At 72.3% G+C, this 19,808-nt stretch carries 15 protein-coding genes; 9 read left to right on the top strand and 6 right to left on the bottom strand.

The window, feature by feature from the left end; translation table 11 throughout:
* Positions 1-13: 13 nt before the first annotated feature.
* Both BLW14_RS08725 and BLW14_RS08720 read right to left on the bottom strand, forming a co-directional pair.
* The gene (locus BLW14_RS08725; RefSeq protein WP_093705953.1) at positions 14-1,201 is read right to left on the bottom strand and encodes a PQQ-dependent sugar dehydrogenase; all 1,188 of its coding nucleotides are present in this window, start codon (positions 1,199-1,201) and stop codon (positions 14-16) included.
* A 157-nt stretch (positions 1,202-1,358) separates the two neighbouring features.
* Entirely contained in the window at positions 1,359-2,351 is a 993-nt protein-coding gene (locus BLW14_RS08720; protein WP_177153926.1) for an aldo/keto reductase, read from the bottom strand.
* A gap of 291 nt (positions 2,352-2,642) precedes the next feature.
* Between BLW14_RS08720 and BLW14_RS08715 the strand changes: the two genes are divergently transcribed.
* From BLW14_RS08715 to BLW14_RS08685, 7 genes are all read left to right on the top strand, one after another.
* On the top strand, positions 2,643-3,605 hold the full coding sequence (locus BLW14_RS08715) for a 2-hydroxyacid dehydrogenase (protein ID WP_093705949.1): 963 nt from the start codon (positions 2,643-2,645) through the stop codon (positions 3,603-3,605).
* A gap of 293 nt (positions 3,606-3,898) precedes the next feature.
* Positions 3,899-6,730 carry a putative bifunctional diguanylate cyclase/phosphodiesterase gene (locus BLW14_RS08710; RefSeq protein ID WP_177153925.1) on the top strand — a complete coding sequence of 944 codons (2,832 nt, stop codon included), beginning with the start codon at positions 3,899-3,901 and terminating at the stop codon, positions 6,728-6,730.
* Positions 6,731-6,945: 215 nt separating this feature from the next.
* Complete coding sequence (locus tag BLW14_RS08705) at positions 6,946-8,802, top strand: acetolactate synthase large subunit (protein ID WP_093705945.1); 1,857 nt, start codon at positions 6,946-6,948, stop codon at positions 8,800-8,802.
* Between the two features lie 23 nt (positions 8,803-8,825).
* Positions 8,826-9,353, top strand: coding sequence for an acetolactate synthase small subunit (gene ilvN, locus BLW14_RS08700; RefSeq protein ID WP_018553223.1), 528 nt, complete (start codon positions 8,826-8,828; stop codon positions 9,351-9,353).
* Between the two features lie 107 nt (positions 9,354-9,460).
* Positions 9,461-10,462: a ketol-acid reductoisomerase gene (gene ilvC / locus BLW14_RS08695; protein ID WP_093705943.1), complete on the top strand. Its 1,002-nt coding sequence runs from the start codon at positions 9,461-9,463 to the stop codon at positions 10,460-10,462.
* A 262-nt stretch (positions 10,463-10,724) separates the two neighbouring features.
* Complete coding sequence (gene serA / locus BLW14_RS08690; RefSeq protein WP_093705941.1) at positions 10,725-12,317, top strand: phosphoglycerate dehydrogenase; 1,593 nt, start codon at positions 10,725-10,727, stop codon at positions 12,315-12,317.
* Positions 12,318-12,417: 100 nt separating this feature from the next.
* The gene (locus BLW14_RS08685; protein WP_093705939.1) at positions 12,418-13,017 is read left to right on the top strand and encodes a TetR/AcrR family transcriptional regulator; all 600 of its coding nucleotides are present in this window, start codon (positions 12,418-12,420) and stop codon (positions 13,015-13,017) included.
* Between the two features lie 12 nt (positions 13,018-13,029).
* On the opposite strand, the gene BLW14_RS08680 is transcribed toward BLW14_RS08685, so the two are convergent.
* Positions 13,030-14,172: a PucR family transcriptional regulator gene (locus tag BLW14_RS08680; protein ID WP_093705937.1), complete on the bottom strand. Its 1,143-nt coding sequence runs from the start codon at positions 14,170-14,172 to the stop codon at positions 13,030-13,032.
* 188 nt (positions 14,173-14,360) lie between these two features.
* On the opposite strand from BLW14_RS08680, the gene BLW14_RS08675 reads away from it, so the two are divergent.
* Entirely contained in the window at positions 14,361-15,287 is a 927-nt protein-coding gene (locus BLW14_RS08675; protein WP_093705935.1) for a proline dehydrogenase family protein, read from the top strand.
* 42 nt (positions 15,288-15,329) lie between these two features.
* Entirely contained in the window at positions 15,330-16,961 is a 1,632-nt protein-coding gene (gene pruA / locus BLW14_RS08670; protein ID WP_093705933.1) for an L-glutamate gamma-semialdehyde dehydrogenase, read from the top strand.
* A gap of 82 nt (positions 16,962-17,043) precedes the next feature.
* Here the strand turns inward: pruA and BLW14_RS08665 are convergent, their stop codons facing one another.
* From BLW14_RS08665 to BLW14_RS08655, 3 genes are read right to left on the bottom strand one after another with little or no spacing between them, the layout of a single operon-like run.
* Positions 17,044-18,255, bottom strand: coding sequence for a lysophospholipid acyltransferase family protein (locus tag BLW14_RS08665; protein WP_093705931.1), 1,212 nt, complete (start codon positions 18,253-18,255; stop codon positions 17,044-17,046).
* The gene (locus BLW14_RS08660; protein ID WP_093705929.1) at positions 18,252-19,112 is read right to left on the bottom strand and encodes a phosphatidate cytidylyltransferase; all 861 of its coding nucleotides are present in this window, start codon (positions 19,110-19,112) and stop codon (positions 18,252-18,254) included. Before BLW14_RS08660 ends, BLW14_RS08665 begins: the two co-directional genes overlap by 4 nt.
* Positions 19,109-19,681, bottom strand: coding sequence for a CDP-alcohol phosphatidyltransferase family protein (locus BLW14_RS08655; RefSeq protein ID WP_093705927.1), 573 nt, complete (start codon positions 19,679-19,681; stop codon positions 19,109-19,111). Before BLW14_RS08655 ends, BLW14_RS08660 begins: the two co-directional genes overlap by 4 nt.
* Positions 19,682-19,808: the final 127 nt, after the last annotated feature.

The raw sequence follows: 19,808 nt of genomic DNA, 5'->3' as shown, positions 1-19,808 counted from the left end.
CGCCGGGGCGCCGTTACCTCACCTGCACCAGCAGGATCCTGTCGTCGCCCGGTTTCGGCGTTCCCCGGCCGTCCGTCTCGCTCGTGACGAGCCAGAGCTTGTCGCCGCCCGCCGCCAGCACGGTCCGCAGCCGCCCGTACTCGCCCTCCAGGAAGGCCTGCGGGTCCGCCAGCGGCTCCTTCGCCGCCCCGTCCTCGCGGGACAGCGGGATGCGCCACAGCCGTTCGCCCCGCAGGCCGGCCATCCAGATGGAGCCCCTGACGTAGGCGACGCCGCTCGGCGACGCCTCGGAGGTCTTCCACTGGGCCACCGGGTCCCGGAAGCCCTCCTTGTGCGCGGTTCCCTCGACGTCCGGCCAGCCGTAGTTGCCGCCCGGCTCGATCAGGTTCAGCTCGTCCCAGGTGTCCTGGCCGAACTCGGAGGCCCACAGCCGCTTCTCCGCGTCCCAGGCGAGCCCCTGCACATTGCGGTGCCCGTACGAATACACCACGGAGTCGGCCTCCGGGTTGCCGTGCAGCGGCTCACCGTCGGGCGTCATGCGCAGGATCTTGCCCGCGAGCGACTCCTTGTCCTGGGCGCGGCCGTCGTCGCCCGTCTCGCCCGTGCCCGCGTAGAGCATGTGGTCCGGGCCGAAGGCGATCCGGCCGCCGTTGTGGATCTGCCCCTTGGGGATGCCCCGCAGGATCGTGTCGGGGGCCCCCAGCAACTGGCCGGGCGAGCCGTTCTCGTCGTAGATCATGCGGGCGATGCGGTTGTCCGACGCGGTGGTGAAGTACGCGTAGACCAGGTGGTCCGAGCCGAAGTCGGGGGAGACGGCGAGGCCCAGCAGCCCGCCCTCGCCGGCCGGGGCGACTCCGGGGACCGTGCCGAGGAGCTTCTTCTTGCCGGTCTCCGCGTCGATCCGGGTGATCGTCCCCTTGTCCCGGGAGCCCACCAGGAGGTCGCCGCCGGGCAGCGCCGCCAGGCCCCAGGGCGACTTCAGCCCGTCGGTGAGCGTCGACACCACCTTCGCCGAGCCCTTGGCCGGCGGCTGGTCGGCCGGGGGGCGCGAGACGGACGGCGACGGGGAGGCGGACTTCCGGGGCGAGGCGGAGGGGGAGTGCGCCGGAGAACTCGCGCCCCGGCCCGCCGAACTCTCCGCGCTCCCCTGCGAGGAGCACCCCGCGGCCAGCAGCAGGGCGCCGGCCGCCAGCACGGCCACCGTGCCCCGTCGCGCCCCCGGGCCGCCCCGGCCGTGCCCCGTTTGACGCCCCTCGGGGCCCTGCACTGATCCGAACACCGCACCCTGTCCCTTCAACTGCCGCCTTTCCCCTGTTCTTACACCGAGCGGGCGCAGACCGGGGCGCTTTCCGGACCGGCTAGTCCCAGGACTCGCGCGCCGCCGGCAGCCGGTCGATCTCGGCCAGGTCCCGTTCCGTCAGGGTGAGACCGGCCGCTGCCGCGTTCTCCACGGCCCAGTCCTCCCGCTTGGTGCCCGGCACCGGCACCACCTGCGGCCCCTGGTGCAGCACCCAGGCCAGGGCCACCTGCGCGGGCGTCGCCCCGTGCCGCTCGGCGACCCGGCGCAGCCCCACCACCAGCGGCTGGTTCGCCGCCATCATCTCGGCCGTGAACCGGGGATGCCTGGCCCGCAGATCCTCCGGCTCGAACCCCTGGCCCGGCGTCAGCGTGCCCGTCAGGAAGCCGTTGCCCAGCGGCATCGCGGCCAGGAAGCCGATGCCCCGGTCCGCGCACCACGGCAGCAGCGACTCCAGCGCCTGCGGCGACCACACCGACAGCTCGGCCTGGACGGCGCTGACCGGGAAGACCTGCTGCACGCGCTCCAGCTGCCGGATCGTTCCGTCATGCATCCGCGCACCAGGCCGCCGCGACGCCCGCGCACCGACCGCGCACAGCCCCAGCGCCCGCACCTTGCCCGCGCCGACCAGCTCCGCCATCGCGCCCCACGTCTCCTCGACGGGCACCTCGGGGTCGGCGCGGTGCAGCTGGTACAGGTCGATCACATCGGTCCGCAGCCGCCGCAGCGAGGCGTCGCAGGCCCGCCGCACATAACCGGGCCTGCCGTTGGCCACGATGTGCTGATCACCCACCAGCAGCCCGCACTTGGTGGACACGAACGCCTGCGCCCGGCGCCCCTTCAGCGCGCGCCCCACCAGCAGCTCGTTGGTGAACGGCCCATACATGTCAGCGGTGTCGAGCAGATCGACCCCCGCGTCCAGCGCCGCGTGCACCGCCCGCAGCGCGCGGTCGCCCCGCTGCCGGGAGGCGCTGTACGCCCAGCTCATCGGCATGCAGCCGAGACCGACCGCGCCCACGGCGAGCGCCGCCGCACCGAGACTCCTGCGCTCCAACTCCCGAACCCCTCCCTAGGCCGTGTCCGTGCACTCCCGTCTGGCCCGCGACGCCTGGCACGCACTCTCGCCGCACCGGCCGAGATCCCGAGTACGTCCAGTGCGGGGGATCGCGGCCGGCACGCTGAGAAGTGGGGTCTCCCCTGTTCGAGCGAAGCCGAGAACTCGGGGATGCACCAGACGCCGCGGGCCACGGCCTTCGGGCGTACGACGGGACCGCACGGACACGGCCTCGCACCGCCCAACAACCTAACCTCTGCGCCCCGGCGGGCTTCGCATAGCCTCCTGACCATGACTTCCACCACGCATTCCGCCCCCGCCCCCGAGGTCTGGCTGCCGCTCCCCGCCGAGGAGATCGACGGGCTCCCCGAGGGGCTGACATACCACTTCTGGGACGGTGCCGAGGACTTCCCGGCCGACCCGGCCGATTGCGCCTACTACGTCGTCCCCTACATGAAGGGCATGGAGATCGCGGTCCGGCCGCTCGGGGAGATGAGCCGGGTCCAGGTCGTGCAGACGCTGTCGGCGGGCACGGACCACGTCGAACCCGGCCTCGCGGGACTGCCCGCCGGGGTACGGGTGTGCAACGCCAAGGGCGTCCATGAGGCGTCCACCGCCGAGCTGACCCTCGCGCTGATCCTGGCCTCGCTGCGCGGGTTCCCCGGCTTCGTGCACGGCCAGGACGAGGAGGAGTGGCGGTCCGGCTTCTACCCGGCGCTCGCCGACAAGTCCGTGCTGATCGTGGGCTACGGGTCGATCGGCTCGGCCATCGAGGACCGGCTCGCGCCGTTCGAGTGCGCGCGGGTCGCACGCGTCGCGCGCTCCGCGCGGACAACCGCACGCGGCCCCGTACACACGCTCGACGACCTGCCCGCCCTGCTGCCCGAGGCCGATGTGGTCATCCTGTCCACCCCGTTGAACCCCTCCACACAGGGGCTGGCGGGCGCGGACTTCCTCGCGGCGATGCGGGACGGGGCACTCCTGGTCAACGTCGCGCGCGGCCCGGTCGTCGACACCGGGGCCCTGCTCTCCGAACTCGAGTCCGGCCGACTGCGCGCCGCCCTCGACGTCACCGACCCCGAACCGCTGCCGTCCGGCCACCCCCTCTGGCATGCTCCGAACGTCCTCATCACCCCGCACGTGGGCGGCAGCACCTCCGCGTTCCTGCCGCGCGCCCGGCGGCTGATCGCCGGACAGCTCACCCGCTTCGCCGCGGGGCAGCCGCTGGAGAACGTCGTACGCACCACCGGCTGACCACGCACCGGCCACGTCCGGCTCCCCTCTGTGGCCACAACGTCCCAGGTCGTCACGGAGAGTAGAGGAACTATGTCCCTGAGTGACGAGTCTGGTGTATCGTCCCGAAAGGGGTGCTGCGCCGTGGCAGGGACGGCGCCGGGGAGCCAGCCACACGCGAGGGGGCGACGGGCGATGGACGGCCGATGGGCGAACGACCGGGCACGGCAGGGCGAACGGCGGCCGGCGGAGGGTGCGGTGATCCGGCGCCGCCGGCGGCCGGGGACCGCGGGAGGGCCGCGGTGAGCGCCCCGGTGAGCACCCGCGGAGCGCTCCTCGCCCGGGAGTCCGGGACGGGCCGCGCCTCCGCGCTGCTCCCGCAGCTCACCCTCGGCCTCGTCTGCGGGGGATACGCGGTGGGTGCGGCCACCGGCTGGGGATCGGCCCAGGTCGCCCTGTTCATGGGGGACTTCGGCCTCAGCGCCGCCGCCCTCGCCGCCGCCGTCTCCTGCTTCCTCTTCGCCCGCGCCGCCGACATCCGCTTCCGGCCGGCCTGGCTGCTGTTCGCGCTCTCCTCGCTGATGGCCTCGTGCGGCAACGCCGTCTGGGGGTGGTACGAGTGCGTGCGAGCCGTCCAGGTCCCGAGCCCCTCACTCGCCGACCTCTTCTTCCTCTGCTTCGCGCCGCCCGCCATCGTCGGGCTCCTCGTCCTCGCCAAGAGGCCCGTCACACGCGCCGGCTGGGTCTGCCTCGCCCTGGACGCCTGGCTGATCGGCGGCTCGCTCCTCACCCTGTCCTGGAGCCTCGCCCTCGCCCACACCGCGCACGTGGCGGACGCCGAGGGCGGCAGCGTGGCTCGCGCGGCCCTCTCGCTGGCCTACCCCCTGCTGGACATCGTGCTCGTCTCGATGGTCCTCGCACTGCACTTCCGGCGCTCCAGCGTCAACCGGGCCGCGGTGAACACCGCCATCGCCGCGCTCGCCCTCACCGTCCTGTGCGACGCCCTGTTCACCTCGCCGTTGCTGCGCCAGACCTACCACTCCGGGCAGTTGCTCGACGCCGGCTGGTTCGCCGGCTCGCTGCTCCTGGCTTACGCCCCCTGGGGCGCCGCCCGGGACGCGGACAACGCTGTCGCGGACGCCGACCGGGACGCCCCGCGCCCCACCAGCCGCCCCATCGCCGGCTCACTGGCCGCGCTGACGCCGTATCTCGCCGCCGCCGTCTGCACCCTGGGCATCCTGTACAACGTCATCGAGGGCCGCCGCGTGGACCGCGTCGTCGTCTTCACCGGGTGCACGGTGGTGCTCGCGCTCGTCGTCCGGCAGGGCATCATGCTCGTCGACAACATCGCCCTCACCCAGGAACTGGCCCAGAAGGAGAACCACTTCCGGTCCCTGGTGCAGGGCTCCAGCGACGTCATCATGATCGCCGCCCCCAGCGGCGTCCTGCGCTACGTCAGCCCCGCCGCCGCCGGTGTCTACGGGCGCGACGCGGACGAGCTGGTCGGCGCCGAGCTGTCCTCGATCATCCACCCCGACGACCTCGGCCGCGTCGTCCACGAGGTGCGCCGCTTCCTGGCAGCGCCGCCCGGCGAGGAGCCCGCCACCCGCATCGAGTGCCGCTTCCGCTCCGGCACCGGCGACTGGCTCAACGTCGAGTCCACCGTCAACCGCCACCAGGGCGGCCTGATCCTCAACAGCCGGGACGTCACCGAACGGGTCCGCCTCCAGGCCCAGTTGCAGCACAACGCCGAGCACGACCCGCTCACCGACCTGCCCAACCGGGCCCTGTTCACCTCCCGGGTCCGCCAGGCCCTCGGCGGCCGCCGGGCCGGGGACGCCGGCACCGCCGTTCTCTTCATCGACCTGGACGGCTTCAAGGCGGCCAACGACCGGCTCGGCCACCAGGCGGGCGACGAGCTCCTCGTCCAGGCCGCCCGCCGCCTCCAGGAGTCCGTCCGGGCCGGGGACACCGCCGCCCGCCTCGGGGGCGACGAGTTCGCCGCCCTCATCGTCGGCGACGCGGGTCGCGAGCAGGACGCCCGCGAGTGCCAGGTCCACGAGATCGCCGACCGGCTTCGCCTCACGCTCTCCGAGCCGTACCGCATCGGCGCCGGCGAGGTGCGCGTCACGGCCTCCATCGGCGTCGCCTTCGCCGAACCCGGCATCAGCCCCAACGACCTCATGCGCAACGCGGACCTCGCGATGTACCGCGCCAAGGCCGGCGGCAAGAACCGCGTCGAGCTGTACGCCCCCCAGATGCAGGCCGACGTGGTGCGCCGCTCCGAGCTGGCGACCCGGCTGCGCGGCGCCCTGCGCGACGGCGAGTTCACGCTGCTCCACCAGCCCGTCGTCCACCTGGCCACCGGCACGGTCGCGGCCGTCGCCGCCCAGGCCCGCTGGCGATCCGCCCAGGGCATCCTCTTCACGCCCGCCGAGTTCCTCCGGATCGCCGAGGACAGCGACCGCACCGCCGAGCTCGGCCGCTGGCTCCTGGAGGAGGCCGTCGAGCAGGCCGCCGACCGGGCCGGGTCCGGCCACCCCGTCCCGGTGGCGGTCCGCCTCCCGGCCCGCAGGCTGCTCGACCGGGGCTTCCCGGCCGGCTCCGTCGAGGCGCTGCTCACGCGGTACGGGCTGCCGTCGGGGGCGCTGATGATCGAGGTCGCGGACAGCGATCCCCGGGTCTCCTTCGAGGAGCTGGAACAGCGCCTGGCCGCCCTGCGCCGCCTCGGGGTGCGGATCGCCCTCGACGGCTTCGGCAGCGGGTATGCGGCGATCAACGCCCTGCGCCGGCTCCCCATCGACGTGCTCAAGCTGGACCGGGGCCTGGTGGAGGGCGTCGTGGAGTCGGCCCGGCTGCACAAGATCACCAGCGGGCTGCTGCGGATCGCCTGCGACCTCGGCATGCAGTCCGTGGCGGACGGCGTCGACGTCCCGGAACAGGTCCTCGCCCTGCGCGCCATGGGGTGTACGCACGGCCAGGGCGCGGCCTTTTCCGGACCTCTCGACGAATACCGCCTGCGCCGCGCCCTGGCCCGCGGTACGTTTCCGGTGCCCGGCGGGGTGCCCGCACAGCCCGTCCTGGCGGGCGGCTCGATCCCGTCGCTGACGGGTTCACATGGTGAGACACCCGTCCCACCCACTTGACACCCCGCGTGCGTCGGAGAGAGGGTCAATGCCATGCGCACCCGAATTCTCGTACTTGGAAAGCGCGTCGGCTGAAGCAGGGTCACTCCATGACACTCTGCGGACCGCACCGGCGCGCTCCCCTCGCTTGCCTCACGGCACGAGGGGTTTTTTGTTGCACCGGACCAGGCAAAACGTCGTAAAACACTCGCAAAAACCTCAGCTTCGAGAAGAGAATGCCGATGACCGAGCAGGCCACCGGGGCCCACCATCCCCAGCCGCGGGCCCGTAACGGCGGATCGCCCGCCGCCTCCGTTGAGCACCTCACGGGCGCGCAGTCCCTCATTCGTTCTCTCGAGGAAGTCGGGGCCGACACGGTATTCGGCCTCCCCGGCGGCTGCATTCTCCCGGCCTACGACCCGCTGATGGACTCCACCCGGGTCCGCCACATCCTGGTCCGGCACGAGCAGGGCGCGGGCCACGCGGCCACCGGTTACGCGCAGGCCACGGGCAAGGTCGGCGTCTGCATGGTCACCTCGGGTCCCGGTGCCACCAACCTCGTCACCCCGATCGCCGACGCGGCCATGGACTCCGTGCCGATGGTCGCGATCACCGGCCAGGTGGCCTCCGGCGCCATCGGTACGGACGCCTTCCAGGAAGCCGACATCTGCGGCATCACCATGCCGATCACGAAGCACAACTTCCTGGTCACCCGCGCCGAGGACATCGCCCACACGATCGCCGAGGCGTTCCACATCGCCTCCACCGGCCGCCCCGGCCCGGTCCTGGTCGACATCGCCAAGGACGCGCTCCAGGCGAAGACCACCTTCAGCTGGCCGCCGGTCATGGACCTGCCCGGCTACCGCCCGGTGACCAAGCCGCACGCCAAGCAGATCCGCGAGGCCGCCAAGCTCATCACCCAGGCCAAGCGCCCGGTGCTCTACGTCGGCGGCGGCGTCATCAAGGCCGGGGCCACCGCCGAACTCAAGGTGCTGGCCGAGCTGACCGGAGCGCCCGTCACCACCACCCTGATGGCGCTCGGCTCCTTCCCCGACAGCCACCCGCTGCACGTGGGAATGCCCGGCATGCACGGCGCGGTCACCGCCGTCACCGCGCTGCAGAAGGCCGACCTGATCGTCGCGCTCGGCGCCCGCTTCGACGACCGCGTCACCGGCAAGCTGGACAGCTTCGCCCCGTACGCCAAGATCGTCCACGCGGACATCGACCCGGCGGAGATCGGCAAGAACCGCGCGGCCGACGTCCCGATCGTGGGCGACGCCCGTGAGGTCATCGCCGACCTCGTCCAGGCCGTCCAGGCCGAGCACACCGAGGGCAACGCCGGTGACTACAGCGCCTGGTGGAAGGACCTGAACCGCTGGCGCGAGACCTACCCGCTCGGCTACGACCTGCCGGAGGACGGCAGCCTCTCGCCGCAGCAGGTCATCCAGCGCATCGGCGAACTCGCCCCGCCGGACACGATCTTCGCCGCGGGCGTCGGCCAGCACCAGATGTGGGCCTCGCACTTCATCCAGTACGAGCAGCCCGCCACCTGGCTGAACTCCGGCGGCGCCGGGACTATGGGCTACGCGGTCCCCGCCGCGATGGGCGCCAAGGCCGGCATGCCCGACCGCACGGTCTGGGCGATCGACGGCGACGGCTGCTTCCAGATGACCAATCAGGAGCTCACGACCTGCGCCCTGAACAACATCCCGGTCAAGATCGCCATCATCAACAACGGCGCGCTCGGGATGGTCCGCCAGTGGCAGACCCTCTTCTACAACCAGCGGTACTCCAACACCGTGCTGCACGCGGGCCCGGACGGGGAGACCCCGCCCAACAAGGGCACCCGCATCCCGGACTTCGTGAAGCTCTCCGAGGCGATGGGCTGCCACGCGATCCGCTGCGAGGACCCGGCCGACCTGGACAAGGTCATCGCCGAGGCCAACGCGATCAACGACCGCCCGGTCGTCGTCGACTTCATCGTCCACGAGGACGCCATGGTGTGGCCGATGGTCGCCGCCGGCACCTCCAACGACGAGGTCATGGCCGCCCGGGGCGTCCGCCCCGACTTCGGCGACAACGAAGACGACTGAGAGACAGAGAGAGACCGACTTCCATGTCCACCAAGCACACGCTCTCCGTCCTGGTCGAGAACAAGCCCGGTGTCCTGGCCCGGATCACCGCCCTGTTCTCCCGCCGCGGCTTCAACATCGACTCGCTCGCGGTCGGCACCACCGAACACCCCGACATCTCCCGCATCACCATCGTCGTGAATGTCGAGGACCTGCCCCTGGAGCAGGTGACCAAGCAGCTCAACAAGCTGGTCAACGTCCTGAAGATCGTCGAACTCGAGCCGTCCGCTGCGATCCAGCGGGAGCTCGTCCTGGTGAAGGTCCGCGCAGACAACGAGACCCGCTCCCAGATCGTCGAGATCGTCCAGCTGTTCCGCGCCAAGACCGTCGACGTCTCGCCCGAGGCCGTCACGATCGAGGCGACCGGCGGCGCCGACAAGCTGGAGGCGATGCTCAAGATGCTGGAGCAGTACGGCATCAAGGAGCTGGTCCAGTCCGGCACCATCGCCATAGGACGCGGCGCGCGCTCGATCACCGACCGGTCCCTGCGCGCCCTCGACCGCACGGCGTAAGCAACCAGGGGCCCGCCGCGCCGCTCGTATGGCGAGACCCGAAAACGTATCTGACGCACCCCGCCGTACGGTGGGACGCAACACCTGCACACCAAGGAGAAGACCCAGTGGCCGAGCTGTTCTACGACGACGATGCCGACCTGTCCATCATCCAGGGCCGCAAGGTCGCGGTCATCGGCTACGGCAGCCAGGGCCACGCCCACGCGCTGTCGCTGCGTGACTCGGGTGTCGACGTCCGTGTCGGTCTGCACGAGGGCTCCAAGTCCAAGGCCAAGGCCGAGGAGCAGGGCCTGCGCGTGGTGACCCCGTCCGAGGCCGCCGCCGAGGCCGACGTCATCATGATCCTCGTTCCGGACCCGATCCAGGCCCAGGTCTACGAGGAGTCCATCAAGGACAACCTCAAGAAGGGCGACGCGCTGTTCTTCGGTCACGGCCTGAACATCCGCTTCGACTTCATCAAGCCGCCGGCCGACGTCGACGTCTGCATGGTCGCCCCCAAGGGTCCGGGCCACCTGGTCCGCCGCCAGTACGAGGAGGGCCGCGGCGTTCCGTGCATCGTGGCCGTCGAGCAGGACGCCACGGGCAACGGCCTGGCGCTCGCCCTGTCGTACGCCAAGGGCATCGGCGGCACCCGCGCCGGCGTCATCAAGACGACCTTCACCGAGGAGACCGAGACCGACCTCTTCGGCGAGCAGGCCGTCCTCTGCGGTGGCACCGCCGCTCTGGTCAAGGCCGGTTTCGAGACCCTGACCGAGGCCGGTTACCAGCCGGAGATCGCGTACTTCGAGTGCCTGCACGAGCTGAAGCTCATCGTGGACCTCATGTACGAGGGCGGCCTGGAGAAGATGCGCTGGTCCATCTCGGAGACCGCCGAGTGGGGCGACTACGTCACCGGCCCGCGCATCATCACGGACGCCACCAAGGCCGAGATGAAGAAGGTCCTCGCCGAGATCCAGGACGGCACCTTCGCCAAGAACTGGATGGCCGAGTACCACAACGGCCTGCCCAAGTACAACGAGTACAAGAAGGCCGACGAGAACCACCTCCTGGAGACCACCGGCCGTGAGCTGCGCAAGCTCATGAGCTGGGTCAACGACGAGGACGCGTAACACCCCCGGTGCCGGGGGTGGGTCACGGCCCGCCCCCGGCATCCACGCACCGCTGGAAGAGGCGGCGTCGTACGTGTGTACAAGCTGCCCGGCCTCGTGTGGGTGATCCTTTCCCGGGGGCGCCGAACGTGCTCCCGCGCATGACTACACTGCTCCACATACACGCGTCAGGCCCACAGTGTCGTGCGTCTTCCACGCGGCAAGCCCCTCCACGCCTGCGGCCGTCGGGACGGCCGTCCGCACTGGATCTGTGAGGACTCACGTGAGCTCGAAACCTGTCGTACTCATCGCTGAAGAGCTGTCGCCCGCCACGGTGGACGCCCTGGGCCCGGACTTCGAGATCCGGCACTGCAACGGCGCGGACCGCGCCGAGCTCCTCCCCGCCATCGCCGATGTCGACGCCATCCTGGTGCGCTCCGCCACCAAGGTCGACGCCGAGGCCATCGCCGCCGCGAAGAAGCTGAAGGTCGTCGCCCGCGCGGGCGTCGGTCTGGACAACGTCGACGTCTCCGCCGCCACCAAGGCCGGCGTGATGGTCGTGAACGCCCCGACCTCCAACATCGTCACCGCCGCCGAGCTGGCCTGCGGTCTGCTCGTGGCCACCGCGCGCCACATCCCGCAGGCCAACACCGCGCTGAAGAACGGCGAGTGGAAGCGCTCGAAGTACACCGGCGTCGAGCTGAGCGAGAAGACCCTCGGCGTCGTCGGCCTCGGCCGCATCGGCGTCCTGGTCGCCCAGCGGATGTCCGCCTTCGGCATGAAGATCGTCGCGTACGACCCCTATGTGCAGCCCGCGCGTGCCGCGCAGATGGGCGTCAAGCTCCTCTCGCTGGACGAGCTGCTCGAGGTCTCCGACTTCATCACCGTGCACCTCCCGAAGACCCCGGAGACGCTGGGCCTCATCGGTGACGAGGCACTGCACAAGGTGAAGCCCACCGTGCGCATCGTCAACGCCGCGCGCGGCGGCATCGTCGACGAGGAGGCGCTCGCCTCCGCGCTCAAGGAGGGCCGCGTCGCCGGCGCCGGCCTCGACGTGTACGCGAAGGAGCCCTGCACGGACTCCCCGCTCTTCCAGTTCGACCAGGTCGTCTGCACCCCGCACCTCGGCGCCTCCACCGACGAGGCCCAGGAGAAGGCGGGCATCGCGGTCGCCAAGTCCGTGCGCCTCGCGCTCGCCGGTGAGCTCGTCCCCGACGCGGTCAACGTCCAGGGCGGCGTCATCGCCGAGGACGTGCGCCCCGGGCTGCCGCTCGCCGAGAAGCTGGGCCGGATCTTCACCGCGCTGGCCGGCGAGGTCGCCGCCCGCCTCGACGTCGAGGTGTACGGCGAGATCACCCAGCACGACGTCAAGGTGCTCGAACTCTCCGCACTCAAGGGCGTGTTCGAGGACGTCGTCGACGAGACGGTCTCCTATGTGAACGCCCCGCTGTTCGCGCAGGAGCGCGGTGTCGAGGTACGCCTCACCACCAGCTCCGAGTCGCCCGAGCACCGCAACGTGGTCACCGTCCGGGGCACGCTCTCCGACGGCCAGGAGGTCGCGGTCTCCGGCACGCTGGCCGGCCCCAAGCACCTCCAGAAGATCGTCGCGATCGGCGAGCACGACGTGGACCTGGCTCTCGCCGACCACATGATCGTGCTGCGCTACGAGGACCGCCCCGGCGTCGTCGGCACGGTCGGCCGGATCCTCGGCGAGGCCGGTCTGAACATCGCGGGCATGCAGGTCTCCCGCGCCGACGTGGGCGGCGAGGCGCTGGTCGTCCTCACCGTCGACGACGACGTCCCGGTGGCCGTGCTGGCCGAGATCTCCTCGGAGATCGGCGCCGCCTCGGCCCGTACGGTGAACCTCACCGACTGACCTCACCGGCCGAACCTCACGGGTCCCACGGGTCCCGTCCGTACCCGGTATGTAGACATGTGTCTTACACAAACGTCTGCATGCCGGGTACGCTGCTGTCATGGGACATCGTGAGGATCTGCTCGAAGGCGCCAAGCGCTGCCTGCTGGAGAAGGGGTACGCGCGCACCACGGCGCGTGACATCGTGGCCGCGTCGGGCACCAACCTCGCCTCCATCGGCTACCACTACGGCTCCAAGGAGGCGCTGCTCAACCTCGCCTTCCTCAGGCTGACGGAGGAGTGGGGCGATGTCGCGACCAAGGAAGCCGAGGGGGAGCCGGAGTCGAAGGCCGCCGCGCCGCTCGACCAGTTCCGGGTCGCCTGGGAGCGTGTGATCGGGAGCTTCGAACAGAGCCGGGCGGTCTGGCAGCTCCAGATGGAGGTCGTCTCCCGGATCCACTCCGACCCCGAACTGCAGAAGGCCCTCGTCGGCCCGCAGCGCGAGGGCCGTGACGGGCTCGCCGAGAACATGCTCGGTATCGACCCCGAAACCGACCCCGAGCGGGCCCGGGTGGCCGGTCTCTTCTGCCAGGCGCTGCTCGCCGGGGTCATGGTCCAGTGGATGATGGACCCCGATTCCGCGCCGTCCGCCCAGGACCTGATGGACGGGCTCAAGGTGGCCCTGGAGGGCCGGCCGACGGAGGGCGGCACCGAGGGCTGAGCCCGGGGGCCCTCAGAGCCGGGCCGCCTTCAGGGCCATGTGGAGCAGCAGCCGGTCCTCGCCGTCGTTCAGGTCGAGTCCGGTGAGCTGCTGGACGCGGGAGAGCCGGTAGTACAGCGTCTGGCGGTGGATGCCCAGCTCGGCGGCGGTCCGGGACGCCTGGCCCGCGCAGTCCAGGAACACCTCCGCGGTGCGGGCGAGCTCCCGTTGCACCGGGGTCAGCAGGGCGCGCACAGCCGGGTCCGGCAGGGTGTCCGGGGCGAGCGCGGTCAGCGTCCGGTACGGCCCGATGGCCGACCAGTCCGCGACCGGGCCGTACCGGCTCTCCGCCGCCGCGGCCCGGGCCGACGCGGACGCCTCCTGCCAGGCGTCCGCCAGCTCCGCGAGGCCCCGGCGGGGGACCGCGATCCCGGCGGTGGCGGCCGTCCCCGCCTCGGCGCGCAGCCGGCCGGCCGCGGTCAGCGCGGGGTCCAGCACCTCGGGGGAGCGCAGCCGGATCAGCGCGGCCAGCGCGGTCGGCCCGGACCGGCCCGGCGGCGGGGCCCCGGTCAGCGCCGCCGCCGAGGGGACCGTGCGCACGGCGGGCGCGCCGTCGGCCCACGGGGTCACGCAGACCACGGTGTGCAGCCCCTCCGCGTCGGGGCCGAGCGCCTCGGCCAGCGCGGCCACCGCCATGTCCCGCTGCCAGCCGCGCCCGGCGGCCAGGACCGCGCCGAACTCCCGGGACAGGTCGGTGCCCGCCCGTTCCTCGTCGGCCAGCAGCGCGCCGATCCGGGCGGCCACGTCCATCGCCGCGTCCAGCTGCCGGTCGGTCGGCCCGGGATCGGCGCCCAGCAGCCACACGTAACCGAGCACCACACCCCGATGGCGTACCGGCAGGCAGATGCGGTCTCGGTAGACGCCGGCCTCGGGGGTGGCGGGGATACGGACGGGGCCGGTGGCGCGGGTGATGCCGAAGTTCTCGAACCAGGCGCGGACCGCCGGGGTGGAGCGGCGGGTCAGGATCGACCGGGTGCGGACCGGGTCCATCGCCGTGGTGTCGTCGCTGTCGTGGGCCCCGAAGGCGACCAGGCCGAAGTCCCGGTTCTCCAGCGTCGCGGGGACGCCGAGCAGCGCGGAGATCTCGTCGACCAGCTCCTGGTAATCGCCCTTCACCCGGCCATTCTCGCACCCCTTCAGACATATGTCTGAGATCCAGTCCACGGATGTGTGGCAGCTGTCGATGGCAGAGAGGGTGCGGCATCCTTAGATTTCACGGTGGTTCTCCGTGCTGTACCGCTTATGTTCGTTACAGGGCATGTACGGCGGTGTGGCTTCGTTCGTACTTTCCGTGGAGGTGCCCCGTGCTGGGTCCCGTGATTCTCGCCGCGTCGCGCAGCGACAGGATGCGCCGGTTCATCTCGGCCGCGCCCGGCACCAAGCAGGTCGTCGACCGCTTCATCGCCGGTGAGACCGTCGACCAGGTCGTCCCGGTCATCGAGGACGCCACCGGCAAGGGCCTCGAAGTCACCCTCGACGTCGTCGGCGAGGACATCACCACGCCCGAGCAGGCCGCCGCCGCGCGCGACGCCTACCTGGAGCTCATCGGCCGGCTGGAGGGCCTCGGCCTGGGTGCCCGGGCCGAGATGTCCGTCAAGCTCTCGATGTTCGGCCAGTCCCTGGACGGCGGCCACGAGCTGGCCCTCGCCAACGTGCGCCCGGTCGTCGAGGCCGCCGCCGCGATCGGCACCACGGTCACCCTGGACGCCGAGGACCACACCACCCTCGACTCGATGTTCGCCATCCACGAGGAGCTGCGGAAGGACTTCCCGCAGACCGGCTGCGTCATCCAGGCGTACCTCTTCCGCACCGAGGAGGACGCCCGCCGTCTCGCCGCCGCCGGCAGCCGCGTGCGCATCGTGAAGGGCGCCTACAAGGAGCCCGCCTCCGTCGCCTACCAGGACAAGGCCGAGATCGACAAGGCGTACGTCCGCGTCCTGAGGACCCTGATGGAGGGCGAGGGCTACCCGATGATCGGGTCCCACGACCCCCGCCTGATCGCCATCGCCCAGGAGCTGGGCCGCAAGGCCGGCCGCAAGCTCGACGAGTACGAGTTCCAGATGCTGTACGGCATCCGCAGCGACGAGCACGTCCGGCTCGCGGCCGAGGGCCACCGCATGCGTGTCTACACCGCGTACGGCACCGACTGGTACGGGTACTTCATGCGCCGCCTCGCCGAGAAGCCGGCCAACCTCCTCTTCTTCGGCCGCTCCGTCCTCACCAAGGGCTGAACCCCCCTCCACCCCCCTCTACTTGAAGGAGCAAAGGACACCATGGACGCTGTGACCCAGGTCCCCGCGCCGGTCAACGAGCCGGTCCACTCCTACGCCCCGGGCTCCCCGGAGCGCGCCCGCCTGGAGGCGAAGCTCAAGGAGCTCAGCCAGAACCCGGTGGACCTGCCGATGACCATCGGCGGCGAGAAGCGGATGGGTGGCGGCGAGCGCGTCGACGTCGTGCAGCCCCACAACCACAAGGCCGTCCTCGGCACCTTCGCCGGCGCCACCGAGCAGGACGCCCAGGACGCGATCGACGCCGCCCTGGCCGCCGCTCCGGCCTGGCGCGCGATGTCCTTCGACGACCGCGCCGCGATCATCCTGCGCGCCGCCGAGCTGCTCTCCGGCCCGTGGCGGGAGACGCTGGCCGCCTCCACGATGCTCGGCCAGGGCAAGACCGCCCAGCAGGCCGAGATCGACTGCCCCTGCGAGCTCGTCGACTTCTGGCGCTTCAACGTGCACTACGCGCGCCAGATCCTGGCCGAGCAGCCCCCGGCCAACTCCCCGGGCGTGTGGAACCGCATGGACCACCGCCCGCTGGAGGGCTTCGTCTACGCGATCACCCCGTTCAACTTCTCGGCCATCGCCGCCAACCTCCCGACCGCGCCCGCCCTCATGGGCAACGTCGTCGTGTGGAAGCCGTCCCCGACGCAGACCCACGCCGCCGTGCTGCTCATGCAGCTCCTGGAGGAGGCCGGCCTGCCCAAGGGCGTCATCAACCTGGTGACCGGCGACGGCATCGCCGTCTCCGAGGTGGCCCTGAACCACCGCGACCTGGCCGGCATCCACTTCACCGGCTCGACCCCGACCTTCCAGCACCTGTGGAAGACCGTCGGCAACAACATCGCCAACTACCGCACCTACCCGCGGCTCGTCGGCGAGACCGGTGGCAAGGACTTCGTCGTCGCCCACCCGTCGGCCGACCCCGCGATCCTGAAGACCGCCCTGACCCGCGGTGCCTTCGAGTACCAGGGCCAGAAGTGCTCGGCGACCTCGCGCGCCTACATCCCGGCCTCCATCTGGAACGCCGGCTTCAAGGAGGCGTTCGCGGCCGAGGTCGACTCGATCACCATGGGCGACGTCACCGACCTGTCGCACTTCATGGGCGCCGTCATCGACGACCGCTCGTTCGCGAAGAACAAGGCCGCCATCGACCGCGCCGCCGCCGACCCGGCATGCACGATCGTCGCGGGCGGCACGTACGACGACTCGGTGGGCTACTTCGTCCGCCCGACCGTCATCGAGTGCACCGACGCGGAGAACGAGGTCTTCACGACCGAGTACTTCGGCCCGATCCTCGCCGTGCACGTCTACGAGGACGACCAGTACGACGCGATGCTGGAGCAGATGGAGTCGGTCTCCGACTACGCCCTGACCGGCTCCGTCATCGCGAACGACCGCGCGGCGGCCGCGTACACGATGGAGAAGCTGCGGTACGCCGCGGGCAACTTCTACATCAACGACAAGTCGACCGGTGCCGTCGTCGGCCAGCAGCCCTTCGGCGGCGGCCGCGCCTCGGGTACGAACGACAAGGCCGGCGCCCCCCAGAACCTCCAGCGCTGGACCCTCACCCGGGCCATCAAGGAGACCCTGGTCCCGCCGACCGAGTACACCTACCCCCACCAGGGCTGACGGCCCAGGGCGCCCGTCGCCCCCAGGGTCCCGCCCCCCGCCCGGTTCCCCTGCCGGACGGGGGGCGGTTTCCATGTACGGGTCAGCCCCACCCGTGCACGATCAGCCCGAGCCCTACCGCGAAGCCGGTGCCGAGCAGCGCCAGGTAGCGTCCGTACAGCCGGCGGTGGCGGCGCAGCAGCAGCCCGAACGCGGCGAACGCGAGCCCCACCGTCAGCGTCCGCGATCCCCGGGCCGCCGCCGACGCGGCCAGCCAGTCCGCCGCGGGCACCGAGGCCCGGCCCGCCTCCGCGCCGTACACCTTGAACGGGATGCTGTTCCACGGCTGGTGGCGCACGGCCGACGCCCCCTCCACCACCAGCTCCGCGCGGACCTCCGCCCGCATCCGGTCCGTGGTCAGCGGCGCCGGCAGGTGCACGCCCGCCGCCGCCAGGTGCAGCGCGAGCAGCCCGCCGGCCAGGCTCCCGGCCAGCGCGCCCAGCGACATCCTCAGCGCCGCGCGCGGCACCGCCACGCAGACCGCTCCGAGCAGCAGCTCCGGCATCAGCGGCCAGCTCAGCGCCTCCGCGAACGCCCAGCAGAAGGCCAGCGGCAGTCCCAGCCGCGAGGTGACGACGGAGGCCACCCGTCTGCGCACCGCGGAGTCGCACAGCGGTTCGGCGGTCGTGCGGTCGTGCAGTGCGCGCACCGCGTCCCGGGCCGCCTCGGGGGAGACCCCGGAGGGCAGCGGCTCACCGATCGTCACCCGGACCAGTGACGAGCGCAGCCGGCCGTGCTTGGGCAGCAGCCGCCCGGTGCCCGCGATCCCGACCGGCACGACGGGCACGCCCGCCTCCTCGGCCAGGACCAGCGCGCCCCTGTGGAAGGAGCCGAGGCTGCCGTCCTCGGCGCGGGTGCCCTCCGGGAAGAGCACGACCGCCCGGCCCTCGCGCAGCTCACCGGTCATCGAGAGCAGGTCCGCCATCCCGCCGCCCGCCCGCCGCACCGGGAAGCCGGCCGCCAGCCTGCGGCAGATCCGGCGGCGCCACGGGGACGCGAACCAGTAGTCGGCCGCCGCCCCGATCGCCGGGCCGTGCCGGGCGTCGAGCGCGGCCAGGAGGGCCGCCGTGTCCGCGTGCGAGCTGTGGTTGGCGACCACCACGCAGCCGCCGCGCGGCAGCCGGCCGCGCCGCTCGACCCCGCCGGTGAGGCTGAGCACGCCCCACCACAGGCCGCGCCGCAGTGCGGAGGCGACCCGGGAGCGGACCGGGAGGACACCGGGTGTGCGTACGAGGGTGCTTCCAGCAGTCGTCACGTCATCACCATCGCCAGGAGAAGGGCCACGAGCAGGGAGTCGATCCGGTCGAGCAGGCCGCCGAAGCCGGGCAGCCAGTTGCCCGCGTCCTTCACACCGGACTCGCGCTTGACCATCGACTCGACGAGGTCGCCGAGTACGCAGCCGCCGACGACCGCCGCCCACAGCGGAGGGCTGAACGCGCCGAGCACGAGCAGCAGGGCGGCGGTGGCGGCGGCCGCGCCCAGCACCCCGGCCCACGTCTTGTTCGGCGAGAGCGGCGACAGCGGCCGGGCGAGCGGACCGCGCCGCCCCAGCGCCGTACCGCCGCACCAGGCGCCGACGTCGCCCAGCGCCACGGCCAGGCCCGCCGCGACCGCCGTGTCCCCGAGCGTGACCAGGCCGGTCAGCGCGACCGGGATCCACAGCAGCCCGAAGGCGGTGCGGGCAGTGCGGGTGAAGCCCGTGCGGTCGTCGCCGCCCACCACCGAGGGGAGCGCCGCCGCGACGAGCAGCAGGGCCGCCACCCGCAGGTCCAGCACCTGCGGGGCGAGCCACGCCAGCGCGGGCAGGGCCGCCGAGGCCGCCGCGAGGACGGCCAGGTCGCCGCGGCGCAGCCCCGCCATCCGGGCGTACTCGCCGGCCGCGACCACGCCCAGCCCGGCGGCCAGCGCGTACGAGCCGCCGCCGCCCAGGAAGTACGCCCCCAGGAAGACCGGTGCGACCACGGCCCAGGTCCGCCACCGTCTGCGCAGCTCCGCCCGCATCCGGACCTTCGCGGGCAGCACCGCGACGGCGACCCCGCCCGCGCCCAGCACGCCCGCGACCAGCGGCACCGCGCGGACGGCGGCCTCCTCGGCGATCAGTACGGCGCTCATGCCAGCTCCCGCCAGAGGCCGGCGAGCCGGAGCACGGCGGTGAGCAGGGAGCCGGCCGCGATCACGGCCAGCACCGGGACGGCCCAGCCGCTCGCGGCGGCGACCACCACCAGCAGGCACCGCTCGGTCTTGCCGACCGGGCCCCCGTTGCGGCGGGGCGCCCCGGCGGCGGCCCCGGCCAGCGAGACCCAGGAGGGCAGCGTCGCCGCGAGACCGGCCAGCGCGACCAGCCAGAGCGGGGCGAGCGCCAGGAAGCCGGCGAGCACGACCAGGTCGGCGACCCGGTCGCCCAGCTCGTTGAGGACCGCGCCGCGCCTGGTCGTGCGCCCCGTGTCGCGGGCCAGCGCCCCGTCCAGGTTGGCGAACGCGAGCCGCGCCGCCAGCAGGGCGGCGACCGGCAGGGCGGCGACCGGGGCGGGCAGCCAGGCCAGGGCGGCGGCGGCACCGGCCGCGGCGGCCACCCCGGCGGCGGTGAGGGTGTCGGGCGACACCTCACGGCGGACCAGCGAGGCGCGGACGCCGGAGAGCCGGTCCGCGTACCAGGGCTTGAGAGCGTAGAGGCCGTTCATGACCGCAACTCTCGTCCGACGCGCGTTCATTCGACACGGGCCGGGTACTCAAGTACGCCTGAGTACGTGGGCGGCCGGGAGCCCCGGGTCCGGGGCTCCCGTCTCAGATAGTAGGAAGTCCGAGTAA

Origin of the sequence: Streptomyces sp. 2131.1 (assembly GCF_900105515.1) — a bacterium.
GTDB classification, from domain to species: domain Bacteria; phylum Actinomycetota; class Actinomycetes; order Streptomycetales; family Streptomycetaceae; genus Streptomyces; species Streptomyces drozdowiczii.
Note: the sequence above shows the minus strand (reverse complement) of the source record. Positions and strands in the feature narration are given on the sequence as shown.